The 23,065-nt window shown below is 65.1% G+C and carries 21 protein-coding genes; 12 read left to right on the top strand and 9 right to left on the bottom strand.

The window, feature by feature from the left end; all coding sequences use genetic code 11:
* The first annotated feature begins 103 nt into the window (after positions 1–103).
* Complete coding sequence (locus tag F6X40_RS08980) at positions 104–1,219, top strand: diguanylate cyclase (protein ID WP_187627475.1); 1,116 nt, start codon at positions 104–106, stop codon at positions 1,217–1,219.
* A gap of 29 nt (positions 1,220–1,248) precedes the next feature.
* Here F6X40_RS08980 and F6X40_RS08975 read toward each other — a convergent pair whose 3' ends face one another.
* Positions 1,249–2,088 (bottom strand): SDR family NAD(P)-dependent oxidoreductase, encoded by an 840-nt coding sequence (locus F6X40_RS08975; RefSeq protein ID WP_184069921.1) that lies wholly within the window; start codon positions 2,086–2,088, stop codon positions 1,249–1,251.
* A gap of 175 nt (positions 2,089–2,263) precedes the next feature.
* Here F6X40_RS08975 and F6X40_RS08970 point away from each other — a divergent pair, with 175 nt between their 5' ends.
* Positions 2,264–3,199: a GlxA family transcriptional regulator gene (locus F6X40_RS08970; protein ID WP_187627474.1), complete on the top strand. Its 936-nt coding sequence runs from the start codon at positions 2,264–2,266 to the stop codon at positions 3,197–3,199.
* Between the two features lie 102 nt (positions 3,200–3,301).
* Entirely contained in the window at positions 3,302–3,727 is a 426-nt protein-coding gene (locus tag F6X40_RS08965) for an HIT family protein (RefSeq protein WP_090805510.1), read from the top strand.
* Positions 3,728–3,931: 204 nt separating this feature from the next.
* Here F6X40_RS08965 and F6X40_RS08960 read toward each other — a convergent pair whose 3' ends face one another.
* Complete coding sequence (locus tag F6X40_RS08960; protein ID WP_184069957.1) at positions 3,932–4,111, bottom strand: hypothetical protein; 180 nt, start codon at positions 4,109–4,111, stop codon at positions 3,932–3,934.
* Between the two features lie 623 nt (positions 4,112–4,734).
* Here F6X40_RS08960 and sap1 point away from each other — a divergent pair.
* Positions 4,735–5,073 (top strand): surface attachment protein Sap1, encoded by a 339-nt coding sequence (sap1, locus tag F6X40_RS08955; protein WP_018418921.1) that lies wholly within the window; start codon positions 4,735–4,737, stop codon positions 5,071–5,073.
* Between the two features lie 252 nt (positions 5,074–5,325).
* On the opposite strand, the gene araH is transcribed toward sap1, so the two are convergent.
* The 4 genes from araH to F6X40_RS08935 all read right to left on the bottom strand — a co-directional run bounded on the left by araH (position 5,326) and on the right by F6X40_RS08935 (position 10,672).
* On the bottom strand, positions 5,326–6,330 hold the full coding sequence (gene araH, locus F6X40_RS08950) for an L-arabinose ABC transporter permease AraH (protein WP_187615159.1): 1,005 nt from the start codon (positions 6,328–6,330) through the stop codon (positions 5,326–5,328).
* Positions 6,331–6,404: 74 nt separating this feature from the next.
* The gene (araG, locus tag F6X40_RS08945) at positions 6,405–7,964 is read right to left on the bottom strand and encodes an L-arabinose ABC transporter ATP-binding protein AraG (RefSeq protein WP_187627473.1); all 1,560 of its coding nucleotides are present in this window, start codon (positions 7,962–7,964) and stop codon (positions 6,405–6,407) included.
* A 94-nt stretch (positions 7,965–8,058) separates the two neighbouring features.
* The gene (locus tag F6X40_RS08940) at positions 8,059–9,063 is read right to left on the bottom strand and encodes an arabinose ABC transporter substrate-binding protein (RefSeq protein ID WP_187627472.1); all 1,005 of its coding nucleotides are present in this window, start codon (positions 9,061–9,063) and stop codon (positions 8,059–8,061) included.
* A gap of 160 nt (positions 9,064–9,223) precedes the next feature.
* The gene (locus tag F6X40_RS08935; protein WP_187627471.1) at positions 9,224–10,672 is read right to left on the bottom strand and encodes an aldehyde dehydrogenase family protein; all 1,449 of its coding nucleotides are present in this window, start codon (positions 10,670–10,672) and stop codon (positions 9,224–9,226) included.
* 171 nt (positions 10,673–10,843) lie between these two features.
* Here F6X40_RS08935 and F6X40_RS08930 point away from each other — a divergent pair, with 171 nt between their 5' ends.
* A complete protein-coding gene (locus tag F6X40_RS08930) occupies positions 10,844–11,821 on the top strand; it encodes a LysR family transcriptional regulator (protein ID WP_184036791.1) in 978 nt (325 codons plus the stop codon).
* A 142-nt stretch (positions 11,822–11,963) separates the two neighbouring features.
* Complete coding sequence (locus tag F6X40_RS08925; protein ID WP_026228986.1) at positions 11,964–12,518, top strand: YaeQ family protein; 555 nt, start codon at positions 11,964–11,966, stop codon at positions 12,516–12,518.
* A gap of 44 nt (positions 12,519–12,562) precedes the next feature.
* Here the strand turns inward: F6X40_RS08925 and F6X40_RS08920 are convergent, their stop codons facing one another.
* Positions 12,563–12,988, bottom strand: a complete 426-nt coding sequence (locus F6X40_RS08920) for a VOC family protein (protein WP_090802309.1) — start codon at positions 12,986–12,988, stop codon at positions 12,563–12,565.
* A gap of 463 nt (positions 12,989–13,451) precedes the next feature.
* On the opposite strand from F6X40_RS08920, the gene ada reads away from it, so the two are divergent.
* From ada to F6X40_RS08900, 4 genes are all read left to right on the top strand, one after another.
* Positions 13,452–14,642: a bifunctional DNA-binding transcriptional regulator/O6-methylguanine-DNA methyltransferase Ada gene (gene ada / locus F6X40_RS08915; protein WP_262421405.1), complete on the top strand. Its 1,191-nt coding sequence runs from the start codon at positions 13,452–13,454 to the stop codon at positions 14,640–14,642.
* The gene (locus F6X40_RS08910) at positions 14,639–15,559 is read left to right on the top strand and encodes a DNA-3-methyladenine glycosylase family protein (RefSeq protein ID WP_187627470.1); all 921 of its coding nucleotides are present in this window, start codon (positions 14,639–14,641) and stop codon (positions 15,557–15,559) included. Before ada ends, F6X40_RS08910 begins: the two co-directional genes overlap by 4 nt.
* A 230-nt stretch (positions 15,560–15,789) precedes the next feature.
* The gene (gene gshA / locus F6X40_RS08905) at positions 15,790–17,406 is read left to right on the top strand and encodes a glutamate--cysteine ligase (protein ID WP_187627469.1); all 1,617 of its coding nucleotides are present in this window, start codon (positions 15,790–15,792) and stop codon (positions 17,404–17,406) included.
* Positions 17,407–17,629: 223 nt separating this feature from the next.
* Complete coding sequence (locus tag F6X40_RS08900) at positions 17,630–18,145, top strand: hypothetical protein (RefSeq protein ID WP_311540095.1); 516 nt, start codon at positions 17,630–17,632, stop codon at positions 18,143–18,145.
* A 51-nt stretch (positions 18,146–18,196) separates the two neighbouring features.
* Here F6X40_RS08900 and F6X40_RS08895 read toward each other — a convergent pair whose 3' ends face one another.
* Together F6X40_RS08895 and F6X40_RS08890 are read right to left on the bottom strand one after the other, a co-directional pair.
* A complete protein-coding gene (locus F6X40_RS08895; RefSeq protein ID WP_187627468.1) occupies positions 18,197–19,759 on the bottom strand; it encodes a DHA2 family efflux MFS transporter permease subunit in 1,563 nt (520 codons plus the stop codon).
* Between the two features lie 211 nt (positions 19,760–19,970).
* A complete protein-coding gene (locus tag F6X40_RS08890; protein ID WP_187627467.1) occupies positions 19,971–20,477 on the bottom strand; it encodes a MarR family winged helix-turn-helix transcriptional regulator in 507 nt (168 codons plus the stop codon).
* A gap of 258 nt (positions 20,478–20,735) precedes the next feature.
* Between F6X40_RS08890 and F6X40_RS08885 the strand changes: the two genes are divergently transcribed.
* On the top strand, positions 20,736–21,134 hold the full coding sequence (locus F6X40_RS08885; RefSeq protein ID WP_187627466.1) for a hypothetical protein: 399 nt from the start codon (positions 20,736–20,738) through the stop codon (positions 21,132–21,134).
* Positions 21,135–21,413: 279 nt separating this feature from the next.
* Entirely contained in the window at positions 21,414–23,018 is a 1,605-nt protein-coding gene (locus tag F6X40_RS08880; protein ID WP_187627465.1) for an efflux transporter outer membrane subunit, read from the top strand.
* The last annotated feature ends 47 nt before the right edge of the window (positions 23,019–23,065 follow it).

The following is a 23,065-nucleotide window of genomic DNA, read 5'->3' as shown; positions in this document are numbered from 1 at the left end:
ATGCGGGCGCCGACTATTATCTGACCAAGGGCAGTGGTCAACGAGCGCCTCGCCTCCCCGCAAGCTGACGTGCCCTCCCTGAACTTCATCCTGGCCGAACCACATGGACACCTCTAAACCGCCCCAGAACGCCGCAACGCTGCATCCCGCAGACGACGTGAGCCCGCAGGCGCACGCGCTCGTCGCTGAGGATGCGCCCAGTCTCGCCAGCGACGACGCGCTCGCGCGCATCCTCGCCGACCCGCCGGCGGCCGAGTGCCCGATCATGGTGCTGCTGGTCGGCGACCACGCGGTCATCGCCGAGGGGGTGCGCGAGGCGCTCGCCGACGAGGCGGGCATCGACTTTCGCTACTGCGCGTCATGGGAAGACGCGGTGCGCTGCGCCGAGGAAACGCGCGCGACGGTGATCCTGCAAGATCTCGTGATGCCGGGCACCGACGGTCTGACGCTGGTGCGGCAATACCGGCTGAATGCCGCCACTCGCGACATCCCGATCGTCGTGCTGTCGACCAACGAAGAGCCGCTCGTCAAAAGCGCGGCGTTCGCGGCCGGTTCGAGCGACTACCTCGTGAAGCTGCCCGACCGCATCGAGCTGATAGCGCGCATCCGCTATCACTCGCGCTCGTACCTACACCTGCTGCAACGCGACGAGGCGTACCGCGCGCTGCGGCAATCTCAGCGGCAACTGCTGGCGACGAATCTGGAGTTGCAGCGGCTCACGCATTCGGACGGTCTGACCGGCCTGTCGAACCGCCGCTACCTCGACCAGTATCTGGCCGCCGAATGGCACCGCGGCACCCGCGACAAGACCGGCCTCGGCCTCCTGATGATCGACGTCGATCACTTCAAGGCCTACAACGACACCTATGGGCACGTCGCCGGCGACGAAGTGCTGAAGAGCGTCGCGCATACGATCGAAGCGTGCCTCGGCCATTCACTGGATCTCGCCGCGCGCTTCGGCGGCGAGGAGTTCGCGGTGGTCGTGCCGGACACGTCGGCGGGCGGCTTGCGCCTGCTCGCGGAGAAAATCCGCATCGCGGTCGAAGACCGCGCGATCACCCATGCGGGCTCGGCAGAGGGCGTCGTCACGATCAGCATCGGCGCGGCGATGGTGGTGCCGTCGGCCGCCGAACCGGTCACGACGCTGATCGAGGCCGCCGGCGTCGGCCTGTATCGCGCGAAACACGACGGCAAGAATCAGGTGGCCGTGAGCGGCTGAGTCTGGCGCCGCCCTCCTCAACCTTCGGCTTACGCGGCCACGGCGCGCGTATAGCGCTCAGCCGGCGCGCTGCGCGACAGATTCGGCTGCAGATGCAAACGCGCGCTGTTCAGACGCTCCCAGTCGGCGGCATCGGGCAACGACGGGATCGTCACCAGTTCGCCCTGGTCGAGACCGGCAAGCGCCGCGTCGACCATGTCCTCGGCGCTCATCACGATCTGCGAAGGCAGGTTCTCGACCGCGAGACCCGCGCGATCCCAGAACGCGGTGCTCGTCGCGCCCGGCAGCACCGCTTGCAGCCGCACGCCCTTGCCGCCCACCTCGTGATGCAGCGACTGCGTGAGGTTCAACACGTAGGCCTTGGTGCCGCTATAGGTGCCGTTCAACAATTCCGGCGCCAGCGCGACGATCGACGAGATATTGATCACCGTACCGGCACCGCGCGCGATGAAGCCCGGCAACACCGCCGCCGTCAGGCGCGTGAGCGAGGTCACGTTCAGCTCGATCATCTGCTCGAGTTCATCGATGTCGGAGTCGAGCAGCGTCGCGGTCGCGCCGACGCCCGCGTTGTTGATCAGCATCGTGATGCCGCGCTCGGCGCGCAACTGGTTCTCGATGCGGCGCACGTCGGCCTTGTTGGTCAGATCGGCGCTTACGGTGCTCACGCGGCGGCCGGTTTCCTTCGTCAGCCGGTCGGCGAGGCTGCTGAGGCGTGCGCCGTCGCGCGCGATCAGCAGCAGGTCGTAGCCGCGTCGCGCGAGCCGGTCCGCGTAGACCGCGCCGATACCCGACGATGCGCCCGTGACCACCGCCGTACCCTTGCCTTCGTTCGAATTGCCTTGTACGCCCTTGTCTGCCTGCGTTGCCATTGAAGCTCTCCTTGCGGGCTGCGCATGATGCGGCCGCCCTGTCCGGTGAATGGGAACATCCGTGAACTCGCCGCCTTGCGGCTTTTGCGCTGATACGGCGGGGTTGACGAGCTGAGTTTAGGCGCGTACTGTTTTGTCTCAAATGTCGTATTTCCCTCGTTTCCGGACATCGCAAATGAAACGCATCGGCGTGGTGGTCTTTCCGGGCTTTCAGATCCTCGACATGGTCGCGGTATCGATTTTCGAACTCGCCAATCAGGACTCCGGCGAGCCCGCGTACGACGTCGCGGTGATCTCCGAGCACGGCGGCATGGTGCGCAGCTCGGCGGGCGTCGAGGTCGCGACGCGCCCGTTCGGCGATCCCGCCTACGACACGGTGATCGTCACCGGCGCGATGGAGATCGCGCCGTCGTCGCCGGGGCTGCTCGCGTTTCTGAACGACGCCCTCGCCGCCTCGCGCCGCACCGCGAGCATCTGCACCGGCGCGTTCGTGCTCGCCGAAGCGGGCATCCTCGACGGCCGCCACGCGACTACGCACTGGGCGCATGCGCGCGATTTGCAACGGCGCTTTCCGCGCGCGCGGGTCGACGAGGACCGCATCTTCATCGTCGACGGCTCGGTGTGGACGTCGGCCGGCATGACCGCGTGTATCGATCTGTGCCTCGCGCTCGTCGAGAACGACCTCGGCGTCGCGGTTTCGCGCGCGATCGCGAAGAAGCTCGTGGTCTATCACCGGCGCACCGGCGGGCAATCGCAGTACTCCGCGATGCTCGATCTCGAACCGAAATCCGATCGGATCCAGAACGCGCTGTCGTATGCGAAGAGCCATCTGCGCGAGCCGCTGACCGTCGAGCAGCTCGCCGACGTCGCGCATCTGAGCCCGCGCCAGTTCAGCCGCGCGTTTCGCGACGAGACGCGCCAGTCGCCGGCCCGCGCGATCGAGGCGCTGCGTGTCGAAGCGGCTCGCACGATGCTCGAAACCGGCCGTCATTCGATCGAAACCATCGCAGCCGACACTGGCTTCATCGACCCCGAGCGGATGCGGCGCGCGTTTTTGCGCGCGTTCGGCCAGCCACCTCAAGCGATCCGGCGTGCCGCACGCGTGGCGTAAGCGTTCGGGTAGAGAATAGGAAACCCGCGGTGCGAAGCTACGCAAAAAAAAGTATCCCGCTCGACCCGTGAATCGAACCCAGCCCAAATGAAAGGAAACGCGATGAGCTACAACGACAGCAACCCGTTCGCCAAAATCTTGCGCGGCGAACTACCGTGCATCAAGGTGGCCGAAAACGACCAGGCGCTGGCTTTCATGGACTTGATGCCGCAAGCCGACGGCCATCTGCTCGTCGTGCCGAAGGAAGCGGTCGCGGAAATTTTCGATCTGTCGGATGCGGCGCTCGTCGCGTCGACGCGCATGGCGCAAAAGCTCGCGATCGCGGTGCGCGCGGCACTGCGTCCTGACGGCGTGTTCATCGGCCAGTTCAACGGCGCGGCGGCGGGACAGACAGTGCCGCACGTCCATTTCCACGTGATTCCGCGCTGGGAAGGCCAACCGCTGAAGCTGCATGCGCGCGAGGTCGCCGATCCGGACACGCTCGAAGCGCTCGCCAAACGGATTCGCGCGCACTGGCGCGCCCACTGAAGCGCGACGCGAGGCCTGCCGACGCAACGTCGCGCCCCGCATTACGGTCACGCCCGGTAACAACTGTAAAAGCCGTTGAAACCACCGATCGGCGTGTCGCGACTAGACTGCTATTGCCTTGTGTTCAAGGCATTGAGTGTGGATCTCTTTTTTCAGCCTGCCCCTGTGGCAGGCTTTTTTTCTTTGGGGACCCGCTTCGCAATCTCAGAGCCGCTCGCGCGAACGGCGTAGCGGATGCCGCCAGTCGATGCGTCGGCGACGCGCTGCCAACGGCCGTCCGTCGTGCAGGTCTCGATGCTCCTGCCACAGTTCGTCGGAAAAAAGAAACATGACGATCAGCAGCGGAACGACCAGAAAAATCCCGAGTATTACGTGCTCGTTCACGATAGCCTCCGGGTGCAGGAGATTCGTTTTCATTGTAGAGCACCGCCTGTACCCGCATATGGGCTCGACGAAGATCCACCTGGATTCAGGCGGCACGCGAAGGGTACATCGCACTGCGATCGCGCCACCCCTCGCCTATCCACGCGGCTTTGCGCCGCGCGGCTTTTTTTCATGCGTTTTCGGCAATGGCGCGTTGCAAGCGTTTCACCAAGGCCCGTGAGAGACGGCTGGCACTGTTTATTTTCTGCACTTGCCTCCTTATTGCGCATCGCAGCTTTTGCCTGTGGAATGACTTTGTGTGCGACGCACAAACCCATTGATTAAATTGTATTAAATCGCTTAATTGACGCTACGCGTTTACGTGAATGCGCGCGCAAAGCTTTACCAGCTACGCCGTGTGCGGGAGTGGATTTTTAGTTATTCATTTCATTGCCATTCGATCAAGCGTGTGCTCAGGCTTTAATCAGCTTCGACAGCAGGTGCGACAATTCGCCACTGTTGCGATCGCACACAAGATGTGCTTGTCGTTCTCATCGGTTCTCCTACAGTGCGAGATGCGGGTCCACCGTTAAAGTTAAATACATAGCTAACCGAGATTTTTTCGGCCCGCCCCGGAGGAACGAATGAAAACTCGAATTGCCGTTGTTTTCGCCATCGCGGGTTTGGCTGCCGCTAGCGTTCAGGCGCAAGACGTCGTGATCAAGCCGCAGCAAACGATCCAGTTCAAGGCCAATGCGTATGGCTGCGTATCGAAGGACAAGCTCGATGCCGCCGATCACCATGCGCAAGCCGGTGAACAGCAGCAGATGCAGGAATTCTTCTCCGGATATCAATGCGTGTCGACTCCGACCGACTCGAGTTTCCGCGTGGTGCGCGTGGTCGGCCACGACGTCGAGTTCGTAAATTCAGCCAATAGCGATACCGAGGGGCTCTGGGCGAACGACCGATTCATCAAGCAATAAGTACAACACCGGTATTCCGGCAAAAGCGGGAATACGGTCGCATGCGTATCCGCTGCGGCTTTAAAAGTCGCAGGCGTGAACGCGTGAGCTAAAAGAGACGGCTTGGGCATTCCGATGCCAAGCCGTTTTTTATTGCTTTTGATACTTGCCAGGCTTCACCTGCAATAAAAAAGCCGATGCGGGTTTTATCGACCCGCATCGGCAGTACGCCTTCTCGCAAAGCGCAGGAAACCGGCCACGAGCGACGGCGCGTCAGTGCACGCGCTTGCTGCGGCGGAACTGGTCGAACAGAACCGCGAGCAGCAGGATGCCGCCGCGAATCAGATACTGATAGAACGTTGGCACGTTCAGCAGGCTCATGGCGTCCTGCACGGAGCCCATGATCAGCACGCCGACCAGCACGCCGGAGATCGTCGCAACACCGCCCGTCAGCGACACACCTCCAAGCACGCACGCGGAAATCACGCCGAGCTCGAGCCCGACCGACGTCTTCGGATCGCCGAGGCTCATGCGCGACGCGAGCATCACGCCCGCGAAGCCGGTCACGAGGCCTTGCAGCACGAACACGGTGATCTTGATCCGCGTGACGGGCAGCCCCGCGAGCACAGCCGCTTCGCTATTGCCGCCGACGGCCAGCACGTTCTTGCCGAACACGGTCTTTTTCAGCAGGAAGCCGAACAGAACGAAGCCGACGATGTTGCTCCAGATCGGATAAGAAATGCCGAGGAACGAGCCGCCGCCGAGGTCGAAAAAGCGCTCCTCGGAGATCATCACCGCGTCGCCGTTCGAGGTGATGTAGGCGAGGCCGCGCACGACCTCCATCATCGCGAGCGTGACGATCAGCGAGTTGATCTTGTAGCGCGCGACCAGCGTGCCGTTGACGAGCCCGACCGCGCCGCCCGCGAGCACGCCGGCCGTGATGCCGACTAACACGCTGTGCGTCGCGGTGATCAGCACGGAAGCCACCACGCCCGAAAACGCGACGATCGACGCCACCGACAGGTCCACCTCGCCGAGCGCGAGCACGAACATCATCGTGACGGAGATCGAGCCGATCAGCGTGACCGACAGCAGCAGGCCCTGGATATTGCGCGTGCTCAGAAAGTCTGGGACCGTGAGCGACAGCACCGCGAACAGGATGACGAACACCATCACGATGCCGGATTTGTTGATCAGGTCCCAGGTGCGCGCGGCGCGCGCGGTCAAGCCCACGGAGGCGACGGCGGGGGTCGAGGAATCGGTGGAAGGTGTATTCATGATGTCTGTTCCATTCAATGCCGTTTTCGTTGCGGTATTCGGTAAGGGGTCTGGTGGCGCGATCCGTTGGGCGATCAGCGCGGCAATGCCAGCTTGATCAGCGCATCCGGCGTGGCCTGCGCCTTCGGCAGATCGCCGACGATGCGGCCTTCCTTCATCACGATCACGCGATCGGTCACGCCGATCACCTCGGCGAGATCGCTCGACACGACGATGACCGTGCGGCCCGCCTCGGCGAGCCCATACAGCAGCCCATAGATCTCGCTGCGCGCCCCGACGTCGATGCCGCGCGTCGGCTCGTCCATCAGGAACACGTCGATCTCTTCGGCGAGCCAGCGCGACAGGATCACCTTCTGCTGATTGCCGCCGGACAGCGTGCCGATCGGCGTGTCGCCGTTGCGCGTCTTGATCGCGAGCTTGCCGATGAATTCACGCGTGGTCTGCGCTTCCTTGCGGCCGTTGAGCACGTTGAAGCGGCTGAAGTGGCGGCGGCAGCTGATGTTCAGGTTGTCCGACACCGACGCGATCGAGACGATGCCTTCCTGCTTGCGATCCTCGGGACACAGCGCGACACCGGCGCGCACCGCGTCGCGCGGCGTGGCGAACTGCACGCGCTTGCCCTTCAGCGCGACCTCGCCGGCGCTCGGCTTGACCGCGCCGTAGATCAGCTTCATCAGCTCGGAGCGGCCCGCGCCGACGAGCCCGAAGAAGCCGACGATCTCGCCCTTGCGCGCCGAAAACGATGCCGGTTCGCGCAGGCCCGGTCCCATCAGGCCGTCGACCTGAAGCTGCACGTCGCCGTGCTCGCGCGTGCGATAGCCGTAGACATCGGTGATCGAGCGCCCCACCATGCAGCTGATCAGCCGATCGCGGTCGAGTCCCGCGCCGGCCTCGAAGGTGTCGATGCGGCGGCCGTCGCGAAACACGGTGACGCGATCGCACAGTTCGTAGACTTCATCCATCCGGTGCGTGACGTAGATGATCGCGCGGCCTTCGGCCTTCAGCGCGCGGATGATGCGGAACAGTTGCGTGGTTTCGCGCGACGACAGCGAGCTGGTCGGTTCGTCGAACGCGATCACGCGCGCGTCGCGCATCAGCGCCTTGCCGATTTCGATCATCTGCCGCTGACCGATCGACAGATGCTTGACCTGCTGCGACGGATCGAGCTTTTCGCCGAGCCGTTCGAGCTCGCGCATCGCACGCGCGACCAAAGCCTTTTCGTCCAGTACGCCGAAGCGATTCGGCAGGGCGCCGAGCATCAGATTCTCGGCGACCGTCAGCTCCGGCACCAGATGCAGTTCCTGATAGATGATCGCAATGCCCGCGGCGATCGCCGCCTTGGTCGTCGCGAACTGCTGCTCGACGCCGTCGAGCGACAACGTGCCCGAGACAGGATGATTGACGCCGGACAGCACCTTCAGCAGCGTCGATTTGCCGGCGCCGTTTTCGCCCATCAGGCCGTGCACCTCGCCGCGGCGCACTTCTAGCGAGACCTGGTCGAGCGCGAGCACGCCCGGAAAGCGCACGGTGATGCCGTCGAGCCGGAGATAGGGGGCGTCGGATGCGGGCGTCGATGCAGGCGAGGGCGCGAGCGCCGCCTCGCTGGCATGAGACCCGGTGAATAAGGACGTCATCGAAAAAAACCTCGAACGGAGGAAACCTGAGCGGGCCGCGCTCGCGCTAAACGCGAGGCACGAGGCGGCCCGCCGACTGCTGCGAGAACCTCGCTCAAATACCCAGTTCCTTGCGCACGTCCTGCCAGTTGCCGCGCACCATCAGCTTGCCGGTGGTTTGCGTGTCGGCGGGCGGCTGCTTGCCGTCCTTGATCCACTCGATGAGGTTCTCGGTGCTTTCCTTGCCGTGGTTCGTCGAGCTGACCGCAATCGTGCCGTAGAAGCCCGTCGGTTCCTTCTTCTGGAACTCGGCGAACGCCTCGCCCGCGCCGTTGATGCCGACGCCGATCACGTCCGCGGCCGGAATATGCAGCTGTTCGGTCGCGCGCACGCCGCCGAGCACGCTTTCCTCGTTGAGCGCGAAGATCACCCACTTCTTGATGTTCGGATGCTGCGCGAGCACCGGCGATACCGCGTTGAAGCCGCCTTCGTCGTCGGTGGTTTTCTGCGGCGCGTCGAAGACGTTTTCCTTCTTGAAGCCGCCGGCGAGCAGCGACTGCGTCGCGCCGTCGGTGCGCAGCTTCGCGGTCGGCAGCTCATAGTCCGCGATACGCAGCGCGCCGACTTCCTCAGGCTTCCAGCCGCGGCGCTTCATTTCGTCGGTGATCGCCTGGCCCACCTGGTTGCCGATCTTGAAGGCCGACATGCCGAGGTGCGGCACGTTCGCCAGCGGCTTGCCGGTCGAATCGACCAGCTGGTCGTCGACGGTCACGAACTTCATGTTGTAGCGCTTCGCGCGCGCCTGAATCGCCGGTCCGAGACGCACGTCGGGCGCGCAGATCACGAAGCCCTTCGCGCCTTGCGCGCCGAGGTTGTCGATCGCGGCCAGCACTTTTTCGCCGTCGGGCGTGCCGATGTTGACGACCGAGAAGCCGTCCTTCTTGCCGAGCGCGCTCGCGGCTTTCTGTTCGTTGATGAACCACGCCTGTTCGGGCATCTTCACGAGGAAGCCGACTTTGAGCGGCTCATCCGCGTGGGCGGACAGTTGTGCGGCGAACGGGGCGGCGAGGGCGGCGGCGGCCATCGCGGTCAGGGTCAAACGGCGAAGCTTGCTGGTCATCTACTGTCTCCTGAGGGTGAAAAGCTGCATTGATGTCGTGTAGTTGCAGCGGGGTAACGCGGGCGGCGTCAGCCGTCGCGCGAATCGGGGCGGATCTGCGCGTGGCACGCCGGGCGGTTCGCGCAAGTCGCGGTGAAAACGGTGGCGCGGCTCATTGCTTCTAGCTCGCCAGGTACGCCGTTTTCACGGCGGTCCAGAACGCGGCATCGCTCGCACCATAGGCCGACGCCTTGCGCCCGCCGCCGGGTCCATGATGCTCGACGGCCGTAGTCGGCAGATTGATCGTGACGAGACCGCTCTGCACGTGGCGGCGAAAATGCCGCGCGCGTTCGAGCGAGCGCGTGCAGATGCCGGCGCACAGTCCGTAGGCGGTGTCGTTCGCGAGATGTAGCGCGTGTTCGTAATCGTCCGCGCGCAGCACGACCGCGAGCGGCCCGAAAATCTCTTCACGCGCGATGCGATGCTCCGATTCGCCGATAAACAGCGCCGGCTCGAAAAAATAGCCGCGCGTCGCGCGCTCCAGTTGCCGCCCGCCGCGCAGCAACTGCGCGCCTTCCTGCTCGCCGACGCGCACGTAGTCGAGATTGCGTTCGAGCTGCGCGGCGTTCGCCACCGGGCCGATATCGGTGCCGTGCTTCAACGCGTGATCGACGGTGAGTTTCGCGAGCTTTGCCTGCAACGCGTCGACAAACGGCGCGAACACCGCGCGTTCGACGATCAGCCGCGCGGCAGCCGTGCTGCGCTGGCCGGTCGCGCTGAAGGCACCGGTGAGCGCCGCGTCGACCGCGCCGTCGAGATCGGCGTCGGCCAGCACGACGAACGGATTCTTGCCACCCATCTCGAGCTGCACGCGCGCCTGGCGCGTCGCGGCGGCCTGCAGCACGCGCGTGCCGGTGTCGGACGAACCGGTGAAGCTGATCGCCGCGACGAGCGGATGTGCGACGATGCGCGCACCGACCTTGCGTCCGCTGCCCATCACGAGGTTGAACACGCCGGCCGGCAAGCCCGCGCGACTGACGATCGACGCGAGCGCCGCCGCGCAGGCCGGCGCCGATTCGGCCGGCTTGTAGACGACGCAGTTGCCGTGCGCGAGCGCGGCGCCGATCTTCGCCGCGGCGATCGCGAGCGGCGCGCTCCACGGCGCGATGATGCCGACCACCCCGAGCGGCTCGCGCGTCATGTCGATTTCGACGCCGGCACGCGCCGACGCGAGCGGCTCGACGAACGCGCGCAGCGCCTCGGCCGCGAACAGCTTGAACAGTTGCCCTGCGCGCGTCGCTTCCGCGAGCGCCTCGGGCAGCACCTTGCCGACTTCACGCGCGAGCAGCCGGGCCAGTTCCTCGCGGCGCGCGAGCATTTCGCTGCCGATCGCGTCGAGCGCGTCGGCGCGGCGCTGTGCGGAGGCGAGCGACCAGTCGCGAAACGCCGCGTGCGCGGCCTCGATCGCGCTGTCGGTCTGCCGCACGTCGGCGCGCACGTATTCGCCGACCGGCTCGTCGAGATCCGACGGATTGAGCGACACGCCCGTGGTCGCGCCGGTCTCCCATCCGCCATTGATGTAATGGCGAAACGGGCTGGCAACGAGGGGGACGAGCGGATCGCGGTTCATCGGCGAAAAAAGGCGCACCGTAAGTTCACAAAGTCCACGAATGGTATGAGCCGGCCCAATAACTTTCCAATCCCTTTTTAGGCTTCTCCGATATCAGTTTCGGTATGGCATCATGGAGCTTCGGAGGAAGAACGTACAAACATCGCTCGTAAAAACCCAGGAGACCCTGCGATGACGCGTAGCTATTCGAACTGGTTCGTGCGCGCGCGGCTAAAGACGCGCCAGTTGCTGCTGCTTGCCGCGATGGAGGAGGAGGGCAACGTGCGCCGCGCGGCCGACGTGCTCGGCATGACGCAGCCGGCCGCGTCGCGCCTGTTGAAAGAGCTCGAGGACATGCTCGGCGTGAGCCTGTTCGACCGCACGCCGCACGGCATGCACGCGACGCTGTACGGCGAGGTGATGATCCGCCACGCGCGCATGGTGCTGTCGAACCTGAGCCAGGCGCACGACGAAATCTCGGCGCTGCGCTCGGGGCTCGCGGGTCAGGTGCGTATCGGCGTGATCGCCGCGGCCGCCGCGACGATGGTGCCGCGCGCGATCGCGAGCGTGAAGGAGCGTTATCCGCAGCTGCAGATCTGGGCCGAGGTCGAGACCTCCGACGTGATGCTGCCGCGGCTCGCCGAAGGCGATCTCGACATCATGATCGGCCGCGTGCTCGAACGGCAGAACCAGTTCAAGACCGACGTGCGCTACGAACCGCTCGCCGACGAACCGCTGTGCGTGGTCGCGCGTCCCGGCCATCCGCTCGAAAATGAAACGGGATTGACGCTGCGCGGTATCGTCAACGCGAGCTGGGTGCTGCATCCGCCGGGCAGCGTGCTGCGCCATCGCTTCGATCTGATGTTTTCGCAGATCGGCCTGAATCCGCCGCAGAACGTCGTCAATACGAACAACTTCCTCGCGATTTCGAGCCTGCTGCTGCAAAGCGACATGTTGGCGGTATTGCCCGATGAAGTGGCGCGTCAGTACCAACAGTACGGGGTATTGAAGCGCGTCCCGATCGATTTGCCTTGCAGGATGGATACATTCGGTATCATCACGCGCCAGTCGCATCTGTTGTCGCCGGCGGCCGCCGTCGTGCTCGACGCGCTGCGAGATGCGGCTCGCGACGTGTACGGCACGGCCACGGAACCCGCGGTGGCCCGGTAAATGCTTCCTTCTGTGTCATAGGCATCGGCTGACGGCGCGGGAGGGACATACGATGTACAGCAAACACAAGAAACGGCAACGCGCCGTCGACGATTCATTTTCGCTGCGCTCCGGTGGAGCGAGCGCCTGGTTTAGCAACGGCATGGCTCTCAAATCGACGATATACAAGGCGGAACTGCAGATCGCTGACATGGACCGGCACTATTACGCCGACCATTCGCTGACGATCGCCCGTCACCCCTCCGAAACCGACGAACGGATGATGGTCCGCGTGGCCGCGTTCGCGCTGTTCGCGCAGGAACGGCTGGAGTTCTGCAAAGGTTTGTCGGATGTCGACGAACCGGATCTGTGGGCGAAGGATCTGACCGGCGCGATCGACACGTGGATCGAGGTCGGCCAGCCCGATGAGCGCCGCATCGCCAAGGCGAGCGGGCGGGCGAATCACGTGGTCGTGATCGCGTATGGCGGGCGTACTTCGGAAATCTGGTGGCAGGGCGTGCGCAACAAGGTCGAGCGCCTGCGCAACGTGACGGTCTGGACGCTCGGCGAAGACGTCGCGGCATCGCTCGGCTCGCTTGCCGAACGCACGATGCGGCTGCAATGCACGGTGCAGGACGGCGAAGCATGGCTCGGCAGCGCCGAAGCCGATGCGGTGAAGATCGACTGGACCGTACTGAAGGCGCCCGCCGATGCGTGACGGCTCAGGTCTGAACCAGTTTTTGCGCCGCATCGTTCTCGCCTTCAGAGCGACGTGACCCGCGCCGCTTCCGGCGGCCCCTTCAGTTCGACCATATTGCCCTCCGGGTCGAACAGATACAGCGACGGCCCGAATCCGTCCGCGCCATAACGCACTCCCTGTTCGCCGAGCCGCGCGCCATGCGCGCTCAGATGCGCCTTCAGCGCGTCGGCGTCGAACGACTCGACGCGCAGACACAGGTGGTCCATGTTGCGCCCCGTGCCCGCCGCGCCGTTTTCCGCGCGATCGAGCTTCGCGCCGACCTGCAGCAGATCGATCAGTGATCGGCCCGCGCGCAGTTGCGTGAGGCCGAGTTCGCGCTGCTCCTTTTCAACGCTGCAACCGAGTACGTCGCAGTAAAAGCGCGCGAGGGTTTCGACGTGCGTCGCCCGGATCACGACGTGGTCGATCTCGCGAATGTGGATTTTCATGTCGAACGCCCTTTCGCTAGTTCGGAGAACCGATTAGGAAGTGTAGGAGAAAGGAAAGGGCGGAGTGGATCGGCGGGAAGTCGTGGGCGAACCGGACCAAATGCGGTCCAGGCGCGGACAGAAAACGCAGGCAAAAAAAGCCCGCTCAAGTGGAGCGGGCTGAATCCATATCAGGAGGAGACATGGAGGAGACAAGCACTAATATACACATCGGCTTGGTGCGACGCAATAACTTTTTAAGGGAAAACCCGATATCGTGCGAAATTGCCGCACTTTGAGGCAAAACGTCCGGCCGCAGGGCATTCCAAGGCGCTTCGGATTGCGATTTTGCCGGGTTTGACCCCACTACGGGTACGGACAAGCGCGTCCGAATGACAGAGCAAGATCCGGCGCGTACTGTGTAGCGTTCGGGCCTAGATTGATGAGCATCGACACTGCCTGCCCATCCGGGCCCCAGGACATCATGAACGCCACCACTCGCCATTCCGCCCCCCTGGGCGCCGCCGCCGACGTCGACACCACCCAGTGGCGCACCGACGACGAACGCTGGGACGCCGTCACCCACCGCGACCGCGATGCCGACGGCGCATTCTTCTACGCGGTCAGGACGACCGGCGTGTTCTGCCGGCCGTCGTGCGCGTCGCGCCAGCCGCGCCGCGAAAACGTCGCTTTCTTCACCGATGCCGCCGCCGCGCGCGCCGCGGGCTTTCGCGATTGCAAGCGCTGCCAGCCCGGCGGTCTGCCGCGCGAGCTCGACATCGTCGCCAGGGCGTGCGCCGCGCTCGACGCCGACCCGCAGCAGCGCCTCACGCTCGCGCAACTGAGCGATGCCGTGCACGTGAGCCCGTTCCATTTGCAGCGCCTGTTCAAGCGCGTGGTCGGCGTCTCGCCGCGTCAGTACCAGGCCGCGCAGCGCGGCGCCGCGTTGCGCGATGCGCTGCAGGGCGGCGCCGACGTTACGCGCGCGACGCTCGACGCCGGTTTCGGCTCGCCGTCGCGAATGTACGACAGCGCGCCGGCCGAGCTCGGCATGGCGCCGTCCGCGTATCGCCGCAAGGGCGCGGGCCTGACGGTGGGCTATGCGAGCGCGCCGACCTCGCTCGGCTTCGTGCTGGTCGCCGCGACTGACAAGGGCATCTGCAAGATCGGTTTCGGCGACGACACCACACTGCTGATCGACGAATTGCGCGGCGAGTTCGCGAATGCCGAGCTGCGCGAAGACGCCGGCCGGCTCGCGCCGTTCATCGCACAGATCGACGCGTATCTGCGCGGCACGCGCCACGACTTCGAGTTGCCGCTCGATATCGCGTCGACCGCATTCAAGCAGCGCGTATGGGATGCGCTGCGGCGAATCCCGTACGGCGAGACACGCAGCTATTCGCAGATCGCCGAGGCGGTCGGCTCGCCGCGGGCGGTGCGCGCCGTCGCGAGCGCATGCGCGACCAACCCGGTCGCGCTCGCGATTCCTTGCCATCGCGTCGTGCAGAAGGGCGGGGCGCTCGCCGGCTATCGCTGGGGGCTGCCGCGCAAGGCCGCGTTGCTCGACAATGAGGCGCAGCACGCAGGCGGCGTTTCAGCCAGCGACGCGCCCCGCCGCGACGCAAGCCGCACAGATGCCGACTCCCACAACTCCCAACTGGATCACGCCGCTTGAGCACGCTTCACGAGGTTGCAACTCTCGAATTACCGTTCAAGGCACCGTTCGACTGGCCGCGGCTGCTGCGCTTTTTCAGCGGCCGCGCGACGCCTGGCGTCGAAGCCGTCGAGGACGGCGCGTATCGTCGCGCGATCGACTGGAACGGCGACGGCGGCACACTCAGCGTGCGGCTGCATCCGCGCAAGCGCTGCATCGTCGCGAGCATCGAAGGGCCGGCGAGCCGCCACGCCGATGCACTCGCCGCGCCAATCGCAAGAATGTTCGATCTGCGCGCCGATCCAAAGAAGATCGCCGCCGGACTCGCGGCGGACCCGTGGCTCGCGCCGCTCGTCGCCACGGTGCCCGGCCTGCGCGTGCCGGGCGCGTGGTCCGGCTTCGAACTGGTGGTGCGCGCGATCGTCGGTCAGCAGGTCAGCGTGAAGGCCGCGACGACCATCATCGGACGGCTCGTGCAGCGAGCGGGCGAACGCATCGACGGGCATCCGCACGAAAACACCGCGTGGCGTTTTCCGACGCCGGCCGCGCTCGCCGAAGTCGATCTCGCGCAGATCGGCATGCCGGGCAAACGCGTCGCCGCGTTGCAGGGCTTCGCGCGCGCGGTCGCGAGCGGCGACGTGCCGCTCGACAGCAGCGACACCGTCGACGCCGCGAGCCTGCGCGCCGCATTGCTCGCGCTCGCGGGCATCGGCCCATGGACCGTCGAATACGTCGCGATGCGTGCATGGCGCGATCCCGATGCATGGCCCGAGGCGGATCTCGTGCTGATGCAATCGATCTGCGCGCGCGATCCTTCGCTCGTACGGCCCGCGCAACAGCGCAGCCGCACCGACGCGTGGCGGCCGTATCGCGCGTATGCCGCGATGCATCTGTGGAACGAGGTGGCGGATCGGGCGGGCGCTGCGCGCGGGGGATGAGCTGAGCGTGAGCGTCGTCGCGACGTGCCGATGCCGATGCCGATGCCGATGGCGTAGTTCAGCGCGACCTCAAGTGCCCGCTGAAACTCCGCCGAAGCGGCCGCAAGCAGCGGTTCTGGCGAGATGTTAAAGTGCCCGCTACTGAAAATTCCGCCGAACGTTGTCAGCCGCTATACCGTCTGTGGATCGTCCGGCGATACACGGCGACCGGCAACGCCCGACTTGCATCAATGCCAAACACCACACCTTCCTGCACGACCGACGCGCTTTCGCACCGCCTGTCCGTGCTCGACTCGAGCCCGCAGCGCGATGTGCTGATACGCGGCCTGCGCGGCATCGAAAGGGAAAGCCTGCGCGTGACGCGCAACGGCCAGCTCGCGATGACGCCGCATCCGCGCGCGCTCGGCTCGGCGCTCACGCACCCGTCGCTGACGACCGACTACTCCGAGGCGCTGCTCGAGCTGATCACGCCGGCTGAGCAGGACGCCGCCGAAACCCTCGCGCAACTCGACGTGCTGCATCGTTTCGTCTACGCGGAGCTCGGCGACGAGATCCTGTGGAACAACTCGATGCCGGGACTGTTGCCCGCCACCGACGATGGCATTCCGATCGCGCACTACGGCACCTCGAACATCGGCAAGCTGAAGTACGTGTACCGCGTCGGCCTCGCGCTGCGCTATGGCCGCACGATGCAGTGCATCGCGGGCATCCACTACAACTATTCGCTGAGCGAAGACGTGTGGCGCCTGCTGCACGCCGATCAGCAATCCACCGCGAACGCCGTCGACTTCCAGTCCGACCGCTACCTCGCGCTGATCCGCAATTTCCGCCGCACGAACTGGCTGCTGATGTATCTGTTCGGCGCGTCGCCGGCGCTCGATCGGCGCTTTCTCCGCGATCGCAAACACACGCTCGAGACGTTCGACGCCGACACGCTGTACCGCCCGTACGCGACCAGCCTGCGCATGAGCGATCTCGGCTATTCGAACACGACCGCGCAAGCCGCGCTGCACGCCGACTACGACACGCTGCCCGGCTATCTCGACGCGCTCGCGAAAGCCGTGAGCCAGCCGTATCCCGCCTACGAGCAGATCGGCACGCAACGCGACGGCGAGTGGGTGCAGATCAACACCAACGTGCTGCAGATCGAAAACGAGTTCTATTCGACGATTCGTCCGAAGCGCGTCACGTATCCGGGTGAGCGGCCGTTGCATGCGCTCGCCGCGCGCGGCGTGCAATACGTCGAAGTGCGTTGCATGGACATCGATCCGTTCGAGCCGGCCGGCATTTCGCTCGAAACGTCGCGCTTTCTCGACGCGTACCTGCTCGTGTGCGCGCTCGACGACAGCGCGTCCCTGCCTCCGCCCGCGTACACCGAAGCGAACCAGAACTTCGGCCGCGTGACGATGGAAGGCCGCAAGCCAGGCCTCGAACTGGTTCGCGACGGCAAGCCGGTCGCGATGATCGATTGGGCCGACGAACTGCTCGTGAAAATCGACGCCGCGGCGGCCGTGCTCGACAGCCTGAAGGGCGGTGACGAACACGCGCGCGCGGTCGCCGCGCAACGCGCGAAGCTCGCGGACGTGTCGCTGACGCCATCGGCGCGCGTGCTGCAAACGATGCGCGACCAGCAGCAAAGCTTCCTCGCGTTCGGCCTCGCGCAAAGCGAAGCGCACGCCGCGTACTTCCGTGCGCGTCCGCTCGATGCCGCGCAGTCCAAGGCGTTTGCCGACCTCGCGGTGCGATCGCTCGACGAACAGGCGAAGCTCGAACGCGACGAGGTTGGTTCGTTCGATGCGTTCGTCGCTGCGTATCGGGCCTATACGCTCAATCGCTTCAGCGTCTGAGCGTTCGGACCACAGCATCCCGGAAGTGCTTCAAGCGGCCCACGTGGCCGCTTTTTCTTTGCCCCGAGCAACGCGCAGGTAACCTCTACGGATTGCGCTCTTCAGGCGTCCGCGGAATCGGCAAATACTCCGCGCGATGTCGCGATTCTCTGATCTGGGTGAAACACCGCTTCGATGGGGTAGTCCAAACTCTTATGACATGCTCCACAGGGGAGGTATCGACGTGAGGAACAAAGCTCTGTTGGCCGCGCTGTGTCTCGTGGCGGCGACGGCATGCTCGACCCAGGGTCAGGTCGATCCCGATGTCATGCAGATCGCGACCAGGCCGTTGACGTGTTCGAACAAGGCCGAATGCGACCTCTGGTGGCAACGGGCGCAAACGTGGGTCGCGAGTCATTCGAAGTACAAGATCGAGACCGCTAACGACTCGCTGATCCAGACCGCCGGCCCGGACGGCGGCAAGCGCGCGCTCGCGTTTCAGATCACGCGCGCCGCAGGTCCCGATGGCACCACCACGATCGGCTTTTCGGCGCATTGCGACAGCTCGCTCGGCTGCAAGCCGAATCCGTGGGAAGCCGGTGCGGATTTCAAGCAGTATGTGAGAGGCACCACGGGCACAGCCGCCAGCGCGCCGCAAGGCAGCGCGACGCCATCGCAGAACGCGCCCGATGCGACGCATCCGGAGACGATGCCCCGTAACACGACCAGGCTGCCGAATGGCGAGGTGATGTCGCAATAGATCGAGCGGTGGCCGCAGCGGCGATGCGTTCGCCGCCGCCGCGCGTTTGCTTCAGTGTCCTAATGAAGGTCCGGTGCCTTTGCGCGGCTTCGTGATCCACACGAGCACCGCCAGCACGATAAACGCCGCGCCCGAGATGCGGAAGAAGTCGTTGGTGGCCATCATGTACGCCTGACTCGTCACCACCTGGTTCAGCTGCGCGGTCAGGCTGTCGCCGGAGAGCCCGGCGCCCGCCAGCGCATTCGTATAGGCGTTGGTGTTCGCCGAATACGTGCTGACCGTATCTGCAAGCATCGCGTGGTGATAGATCGTGTCGTTTTCCCAGAACGTCGTGCTGATCGCGGTGCCGATCGCGCCCGACAACGTGCGGAAAAAGTTCGACAAACCCGACGCGCTTGCAAGACGCTCGTCGGACACGCTCGACAGCGTGATCGTCGTCATCGGCACGAAGAAGCAGGCGACGCCGATCCCCTGCACGAGCCGCGGCAGGATCACGTGGCCGAACGGCACGTCGAGCGTGAACGTCGAGTTCCAGAACGATACGATCGCGAACACGACGAACGCGAAGCTCGCGACCATGCGCAGATTGAGCCGATGCATGTTCTTGCCGATCATCGGCGACAGAAACAGCGCGAGCAATCCGACCGGTGCCGTGGCGAGACCCGCGAGGCCGGCCGTATAGCCCATCACCGTTTGCAGCCATAGCGGGAAGATCACCACCGAGCCGAAGAACGCCATGAAGCCGAACGAGACGATCACGACGCCGAGCGCGAAGTTGCGATCCTTGAACAGCGACAGGTCGACGATCGGCTCCTTCTCGGTCAACTCCCACACGAGCAGGAACGCAATCGACACGAGCGCGATCACGGCGAGCGCCACGATGAACGTCGAGTTGAACCAGTCGCGGTCCTTGCCGAGGTCGAGCATCATCTGCAGACACGACACGCCGGTCACGAGCAGCACGAGGCCCACCGCGTCGATGCGCTGGCGCGTCGTCTGCGTCTCGCGGCCACGCAGCAGCAGATACGCGCAGAACGCCGAGAACAGGCCGATCGGCACGTTGATGTAGAAGATCCACGGCCACGTGAAGTTATCGGTGATGTAGCCGCCCATCACCGGGCCGAAGATCGGCGCGCAGATCACGGTCATCGCCCATAAGCCGAGCGCGAGTCCACGTTTGGCGGGCGGGTAGGAGCGCATCAGGATCGTCTGCGACAGCGGCACCATCGGCCCGGACACGAGCCCTTGCACGAGCCGGAAGGCGATCAGCGATTCGAAGTTGTGCGCGAAACCGCAGGCCGCCGACGCGATCGTAAACAGCAGCACGGACAGCGTGAAGAGTCGTACCTCGCCGACGCGTCGCGCGAGCCAGCCGGTCAGCGGCACGGCGATCGCCGAGGCGACCGAGTATGACGAGATCACCCAGGTGCCCTGGCTTGCGGCGACGCCGAGGCTGCCGGAAATGGTCGGCACCGCGACGTTCGCGATCGAGGTGTCGAGCACCTCCATGAAGGTGCCGAGCGCAAGGCCGACGGTCAGCAGCGCGAGCGTGCCGCCCTGGAGCGGGGCAAGTTCTGGTGCGGGCAGCGTGGCGTTGGAAGCCGTGGCATCCATAGGTTTGTTCTCCTCAGGCGGCGAAAGCTTGTCGCGGCAGCCTTATCGCGTGTTTCAGATACCATGCTTGCATGCCGCATCACCCTCTGCCCAGACAGATATCTGATGACAATGACGCCTTGGAAAAGCGCCTCGTGATTGTCCTGCTAGTACTTCGTGATGACGCGCCGCCGCCATCCGACGACGACCGTTGTTTGACGCATGCTTCGGCTCATCCCGGCGGCTTGTCCGGCGGTGGCGCCGGTCCGCAACCCACGTCGGCGTCTCCCTCGGGACCGTTTGCGATGAAACGGGCGAGCAGGTGAATCAGCGTCGCGTGCTCCTCCGCGGTAAAACCGCGCAACTGGTCGTTCAGCACAGTTGCGCCGAGGTTCGGCAACTGGCGCGCGGCCTCGTGGCCCTGCTGCGTCAGCTCGAGTTTCACCATACGTCGGTCGTCGCTGCTGCGGGTGCGCACGACGAAGCCCTTCTTTTCCAGCCGGTCGAGCAGACGCGTCATCGAGCCGCTGTCGTACGACATCGCGCGCGACAGCTCGAATGGCGTGCTCGCGCGCCGCGACGACAGCATCAGAATCACGCCGATCTGCTGCGCGGTGAGCCCGAGCGGCTTGACCGCACGGTCCGTGCGCTCGACCAGCACGTTGCGCGCTTTCGTCAGGTAGTAGCCGAGACTGCTCGTGAGCTCGACCTCGTCCGCTTTGTAGGGGCCATCAGTCATGGGGTATCCGCAACATCCAGGCAAGACGAAGTTTAGCTGCCTAAGCAGACAAGTCAAATCGCATTTTGCGGTGCGCAACGGGGCCAACCGAAATACAACAGTCGAATCAATTGCGCCGCACAGTATCTTGAAATTTGATTGCATGGTCAATATTATGACAAGCAATGAGTTTCGCGCGTCCTGCGCCATTCGAGACCATGTTCTGACCGATCGACCGCACGCCGCCCGCCTCGCGACGCGCGCCAAAGGATTTCCCCGATGCTGTACCTCAAAAACACGCTTGGCGGCCTCAGCCGCTCACTGACCGATTCCGCACTCCATACCTTCCAGGGCCGACACCGCTGGTGGAAGCTCGCGCTGTTTGCGGGACTGTTCGTGCTGCCGGGTGGGTCGGTGGGTGTCGCGTTGCTCGCGTGGGCCGAGCATCGAAGGGGGACGAAGCGGGCGAGGAAAGGCAGCGTTGTGGGCGAGGAATCCAGCGAGATCGTGCTGCCGAAGGAAAGCTTCGTGATAAAGGCGGGAAACGTCGTCCCCGCGACGGCCAACAGCGGTAACGCTTGCCTCGCGCCTGGCGGTGCGTCGTGCCGGGCCTCGGCTGGCAAGCTCGCGTGTCTGCGTCAACGCCAGCAGACCCAATCCACGGAATCGCGGCTCTGAAGGTGCACCGATTCGCAGCGCGCTTTTCGGCACACAGTTTCGCTTCGTCTAGCCATCTGAACCACCGCGAACCCGCAGCCCCTCGCGCCGCCGGTAACAACGCGTAACCAGCGCGTCACCGCAAGTAACACACCTGCGCACCGCCTCGCATTAACCTTTCGGCTTTCAGTTTCCCGCGCTCGCGCGGGCTCATACGCTAACATTCCGGCAGACCACGATCTCGCCCGGCCGGTGGCGCCATTCCCGGCCGCATTGCGGCGTCCAGAAGGAATTCATTGCATGCAGTCTGATCGAATGTCGCGGCCGCTTGCGCCGCGCGTCCTGTCCCTTGCCGTGAGCGCGGCCTGCGCGACGCTCCTGGCCGCCTGCGCGGTCGGTCCGAACTATCAGCGGCCGGCCACCGAGATCCCCGCGTCGTTCAAGGAAGCCGCGCCCGGCTGGAAAGTCGCCGAACCCGCCGATCAACACGACCGCGGCGACTGGTGGGCGATCTACGAAGACCCGAAGCTCAACGAACTCGAAGCCAAGCTCAACACCGCGAACCAGACCATCGCGCAATTCGCCGCGAGCTACCGGCAGGCGCGCGCGCTCGTCGGCGAAGCGCGGGCAGCGTACTTCCCGACGATCGGTGCATCGGCGGGCGCGACGCGCTCGGGCAACGGCACGCAAACCGGTGGCAATGCGACTACGGCGACCAGTCGCGAGGGCATCACCAACAGCTTCAACGTGCAGATGACGGCGAGCTGGGAGCCCGACCTGTGGGGCTCGGTCACGCGCTCGGTCAACGCGCAGAAAGCCGGCCAGCAGGGCGCGGCCGCCGACCTCGCGAACGCGCGCCTGTCCGCCCAGGCCACGCTCGCGCAGACCTACTTCCTGCTGCGCGCGCTCGACTCCACGCAGAAGCTGCTCGACGACACCGTGATCGCCTATCAGCGCTCGCTGCAACTCACGCAGAATCAGTACGCGGCCGGCGTCGCCGCGCGCTCGGACGTGATCCAGGCGCAAACGCAGCTGCAATCGGCGCAGGCCGCCGCGATCGACAACGGCATCCAGCGCGCGCAGGACGAGCACGCGATCGCGGTGCTGGTCGGCGTGCCCGCGTCGATGTTCTCCCTGCCGCCGATGCCGCTCACCGCGACGCCGCCCGCCGTGCCTGCGCAGATGCCCTCCGCGCTGCTCGAACGCAGGCCGGATATCGCATCGGCGGAACGCAAGGCCGCGGCGGCGAACGAGCAGATCGGCGTGGCGATCGCCGCCTTCTTCCCGTCGCTGACGCTGTCGGCGACCGGCGGCTTCGAGAACTCGGTGTTCTCGCAATTGTTGACGTTGCCGTCGCGCTTCTGGACGCTCGGCCCGCAACTGGCCGGGACGATCTTCGACGCCGGCCTGCGCAAAGCGCAAACCGAGGCCGCGCGTGCCACCTATGACGCGGATGTCGCGACCTATCGGCAGACGGTGCTCGCCGCGTTCCAGGACGTCGAGGACAACCTCGCGTCGCTGCGCATCCTCGAACAGGAAATCGTCGTGCAGCGGCAGGCGGTCGACTCGGCGCGCCAGGCGCTCGCCATCGTGACGAACGAGTACAAGGCGGGTACGGTCGGCTTCGTCAATGTGCTGACCGCGCAGACCACGGCTTTCACGGCCGAACAGAAGCTCGAGAATATCGCCGGGCAGCGGATGGTGTCGTCGGTGGGGCTCGTGAAGGCGCTCGGCGGCGGCTGGGACGCGTCGCAGATGAATCGCGAGACCGGCGATGTCGCGGCGCCCGCGCCGCTGCCGGCATCGGCGCCGACGGCTGCGGCCACGTCAGTCGGCGCGCCGTCCATCGCACAGAGCACCGCGTCGGGCACAGACGCGCCGCAAGCGCGGGTGCAGAGCAAATAATGTCCGCTGCGCTCGCCGCGCAGCAATGCCACAAAACAGAAGAGGCA

Origin of the sequence: Paraburkholderia sp. UCT31 (assembly GCF_014397655.1) — a bacterium.
GTDB classification, from domain to species: Bacteria; Pseudomonadota; Gammaproteobacteria; order Burkholderiales; family Burkholderiaceae; genus Paraburkholderia; species Paraburkholderia tuberum.
The sequence above is the reverse complement of the archived record's forward strand: the minus strand, read 5'-3'. Positions and strand labels throughout refer to the sequence as shown.

Bases quoted from the DNA above. Each gene is read 5' to 3' on its own strand.
- F6X40_RS08920 (WP_090802309.1), bottom strand. From the start codon at position 12,988: ATGAAAATCCACATTCGCGAGATCGACCACGTCGTGATCCGGGCGACG.
- gshA (WP_187627469.1), top strand. From the start codon at position 15,790: ATGCCAAACACCACACCTTCCTGCACGACCGACGCGCTTTCGCACCGC.
- araH (WP_187615159.1), bottom strand. From the start codon at position 6,330: ATGAATACACCTTCCACCGATTCCTCGACCCCCGCCGTCGCCTCCGTG.
- F6X40_RS08940 (WP_187627472.1), bottom strand. From the start codon at position 9,063: ATGACCAGCAAGCTTCGCCGTTTGACCCTGACCGCGATGGCCGCCGCC.
- F6X40_RS08975 (WP_184069921.1), bottom strand. From the start codon at position 2,088: ATGGCAACGCAGGCAGACAAGGGCGTACAAGGCAATTCGAACGAAGGC.
- F6X40_RS08880 (WP_187627465.1), top strand. From the start codon at position 21,414: ATGCAGTCTGATCGAATGTCGCGGCCGCTTGCGCCGCGCGTCCTGTCC.
- sap1 (WP_018418921.1), top strand. From the start codon at position 4,735: ATGAAAACTCGAATTGCCGTTGTTTTCGCCATCGCGGGTTTGGCTGCC.
- araG (WP_187627473.1), bottom strand. From the start codon at position 7,964: ATGACGTCCTTATTCACCGGGTCTCATGCCAGCGAGGCGGCGCTCGCG.
- F6X40_RS08890 (WP_187627467.1), bottom strand. From the start codon at position 20,477: ATGACTGATGGCCCCTACAAAGCGGACGAGGTCGAGCTCACGAGCAGT.
- F6X40_RS08935 (WP_187627471.1), bottom strand. From the start codon at position 10,672: ATGAACCGCGATCCGCTCGTCCCCCTCGTTGCCAGCCCGTTTCGCCAT.
- F6X40_RS08970 (WP_187627474.1), top strand. From the start codon at position 2,264: ATGAAACGCATCGGCGTGGTGGTCTTTCCGGGCTTTCAGATCCTCGAC.
- F6X40_RS08980 (WP_187627475.1), top strand. From the start codon at position 104: ATGGACACCTCTAAACCGCCCCAGAACGCCGCAACGCTGCATCCCGCA.
- ada (WP_262421405.1), top strand. From the start codon at position 13,452: ATGAACGCCACCACTCGCCATTCCGCCCCCCTGGGCGCCGCCGCCGAC.
- F6X40_RS08925 (WP_026228986.1), top strand. From the start codon at position 11,964: ATGGCTCTCAAATCGACGATATACAAGGCGGAACTGCAGATCGCTGAC.
- F6X40_RS08885 (WP_187627466.1), top strand. From the start codon at position 20,736: ATGCTGTACCTCAAAAACACGCTTGGCGGCCTCAGCCGCTCACTGACC.
- F6X40_RS08930 (WP_184036791.1), top strand. From the start codon at position 10,844: ATGACGCGTAGCTATTCGAACTGGTTCGTGCGCGCGCGGCTAAAGACG.
- F6X40_RS08895 (WP_187627468.1), bottom strand. From the start codon at position 19,759: ATGGATGCCACGGCTTCCAACGCCACGCTGCCCGCACCAGAACTTGCC.
- F6X40_RS08965 (WP_090805510.1), top strand. From the start codon at position 3,302: ATGAGCTACAACGACAGCAACCCGTTCGCCAAAATCTTGCGCGGCGAA.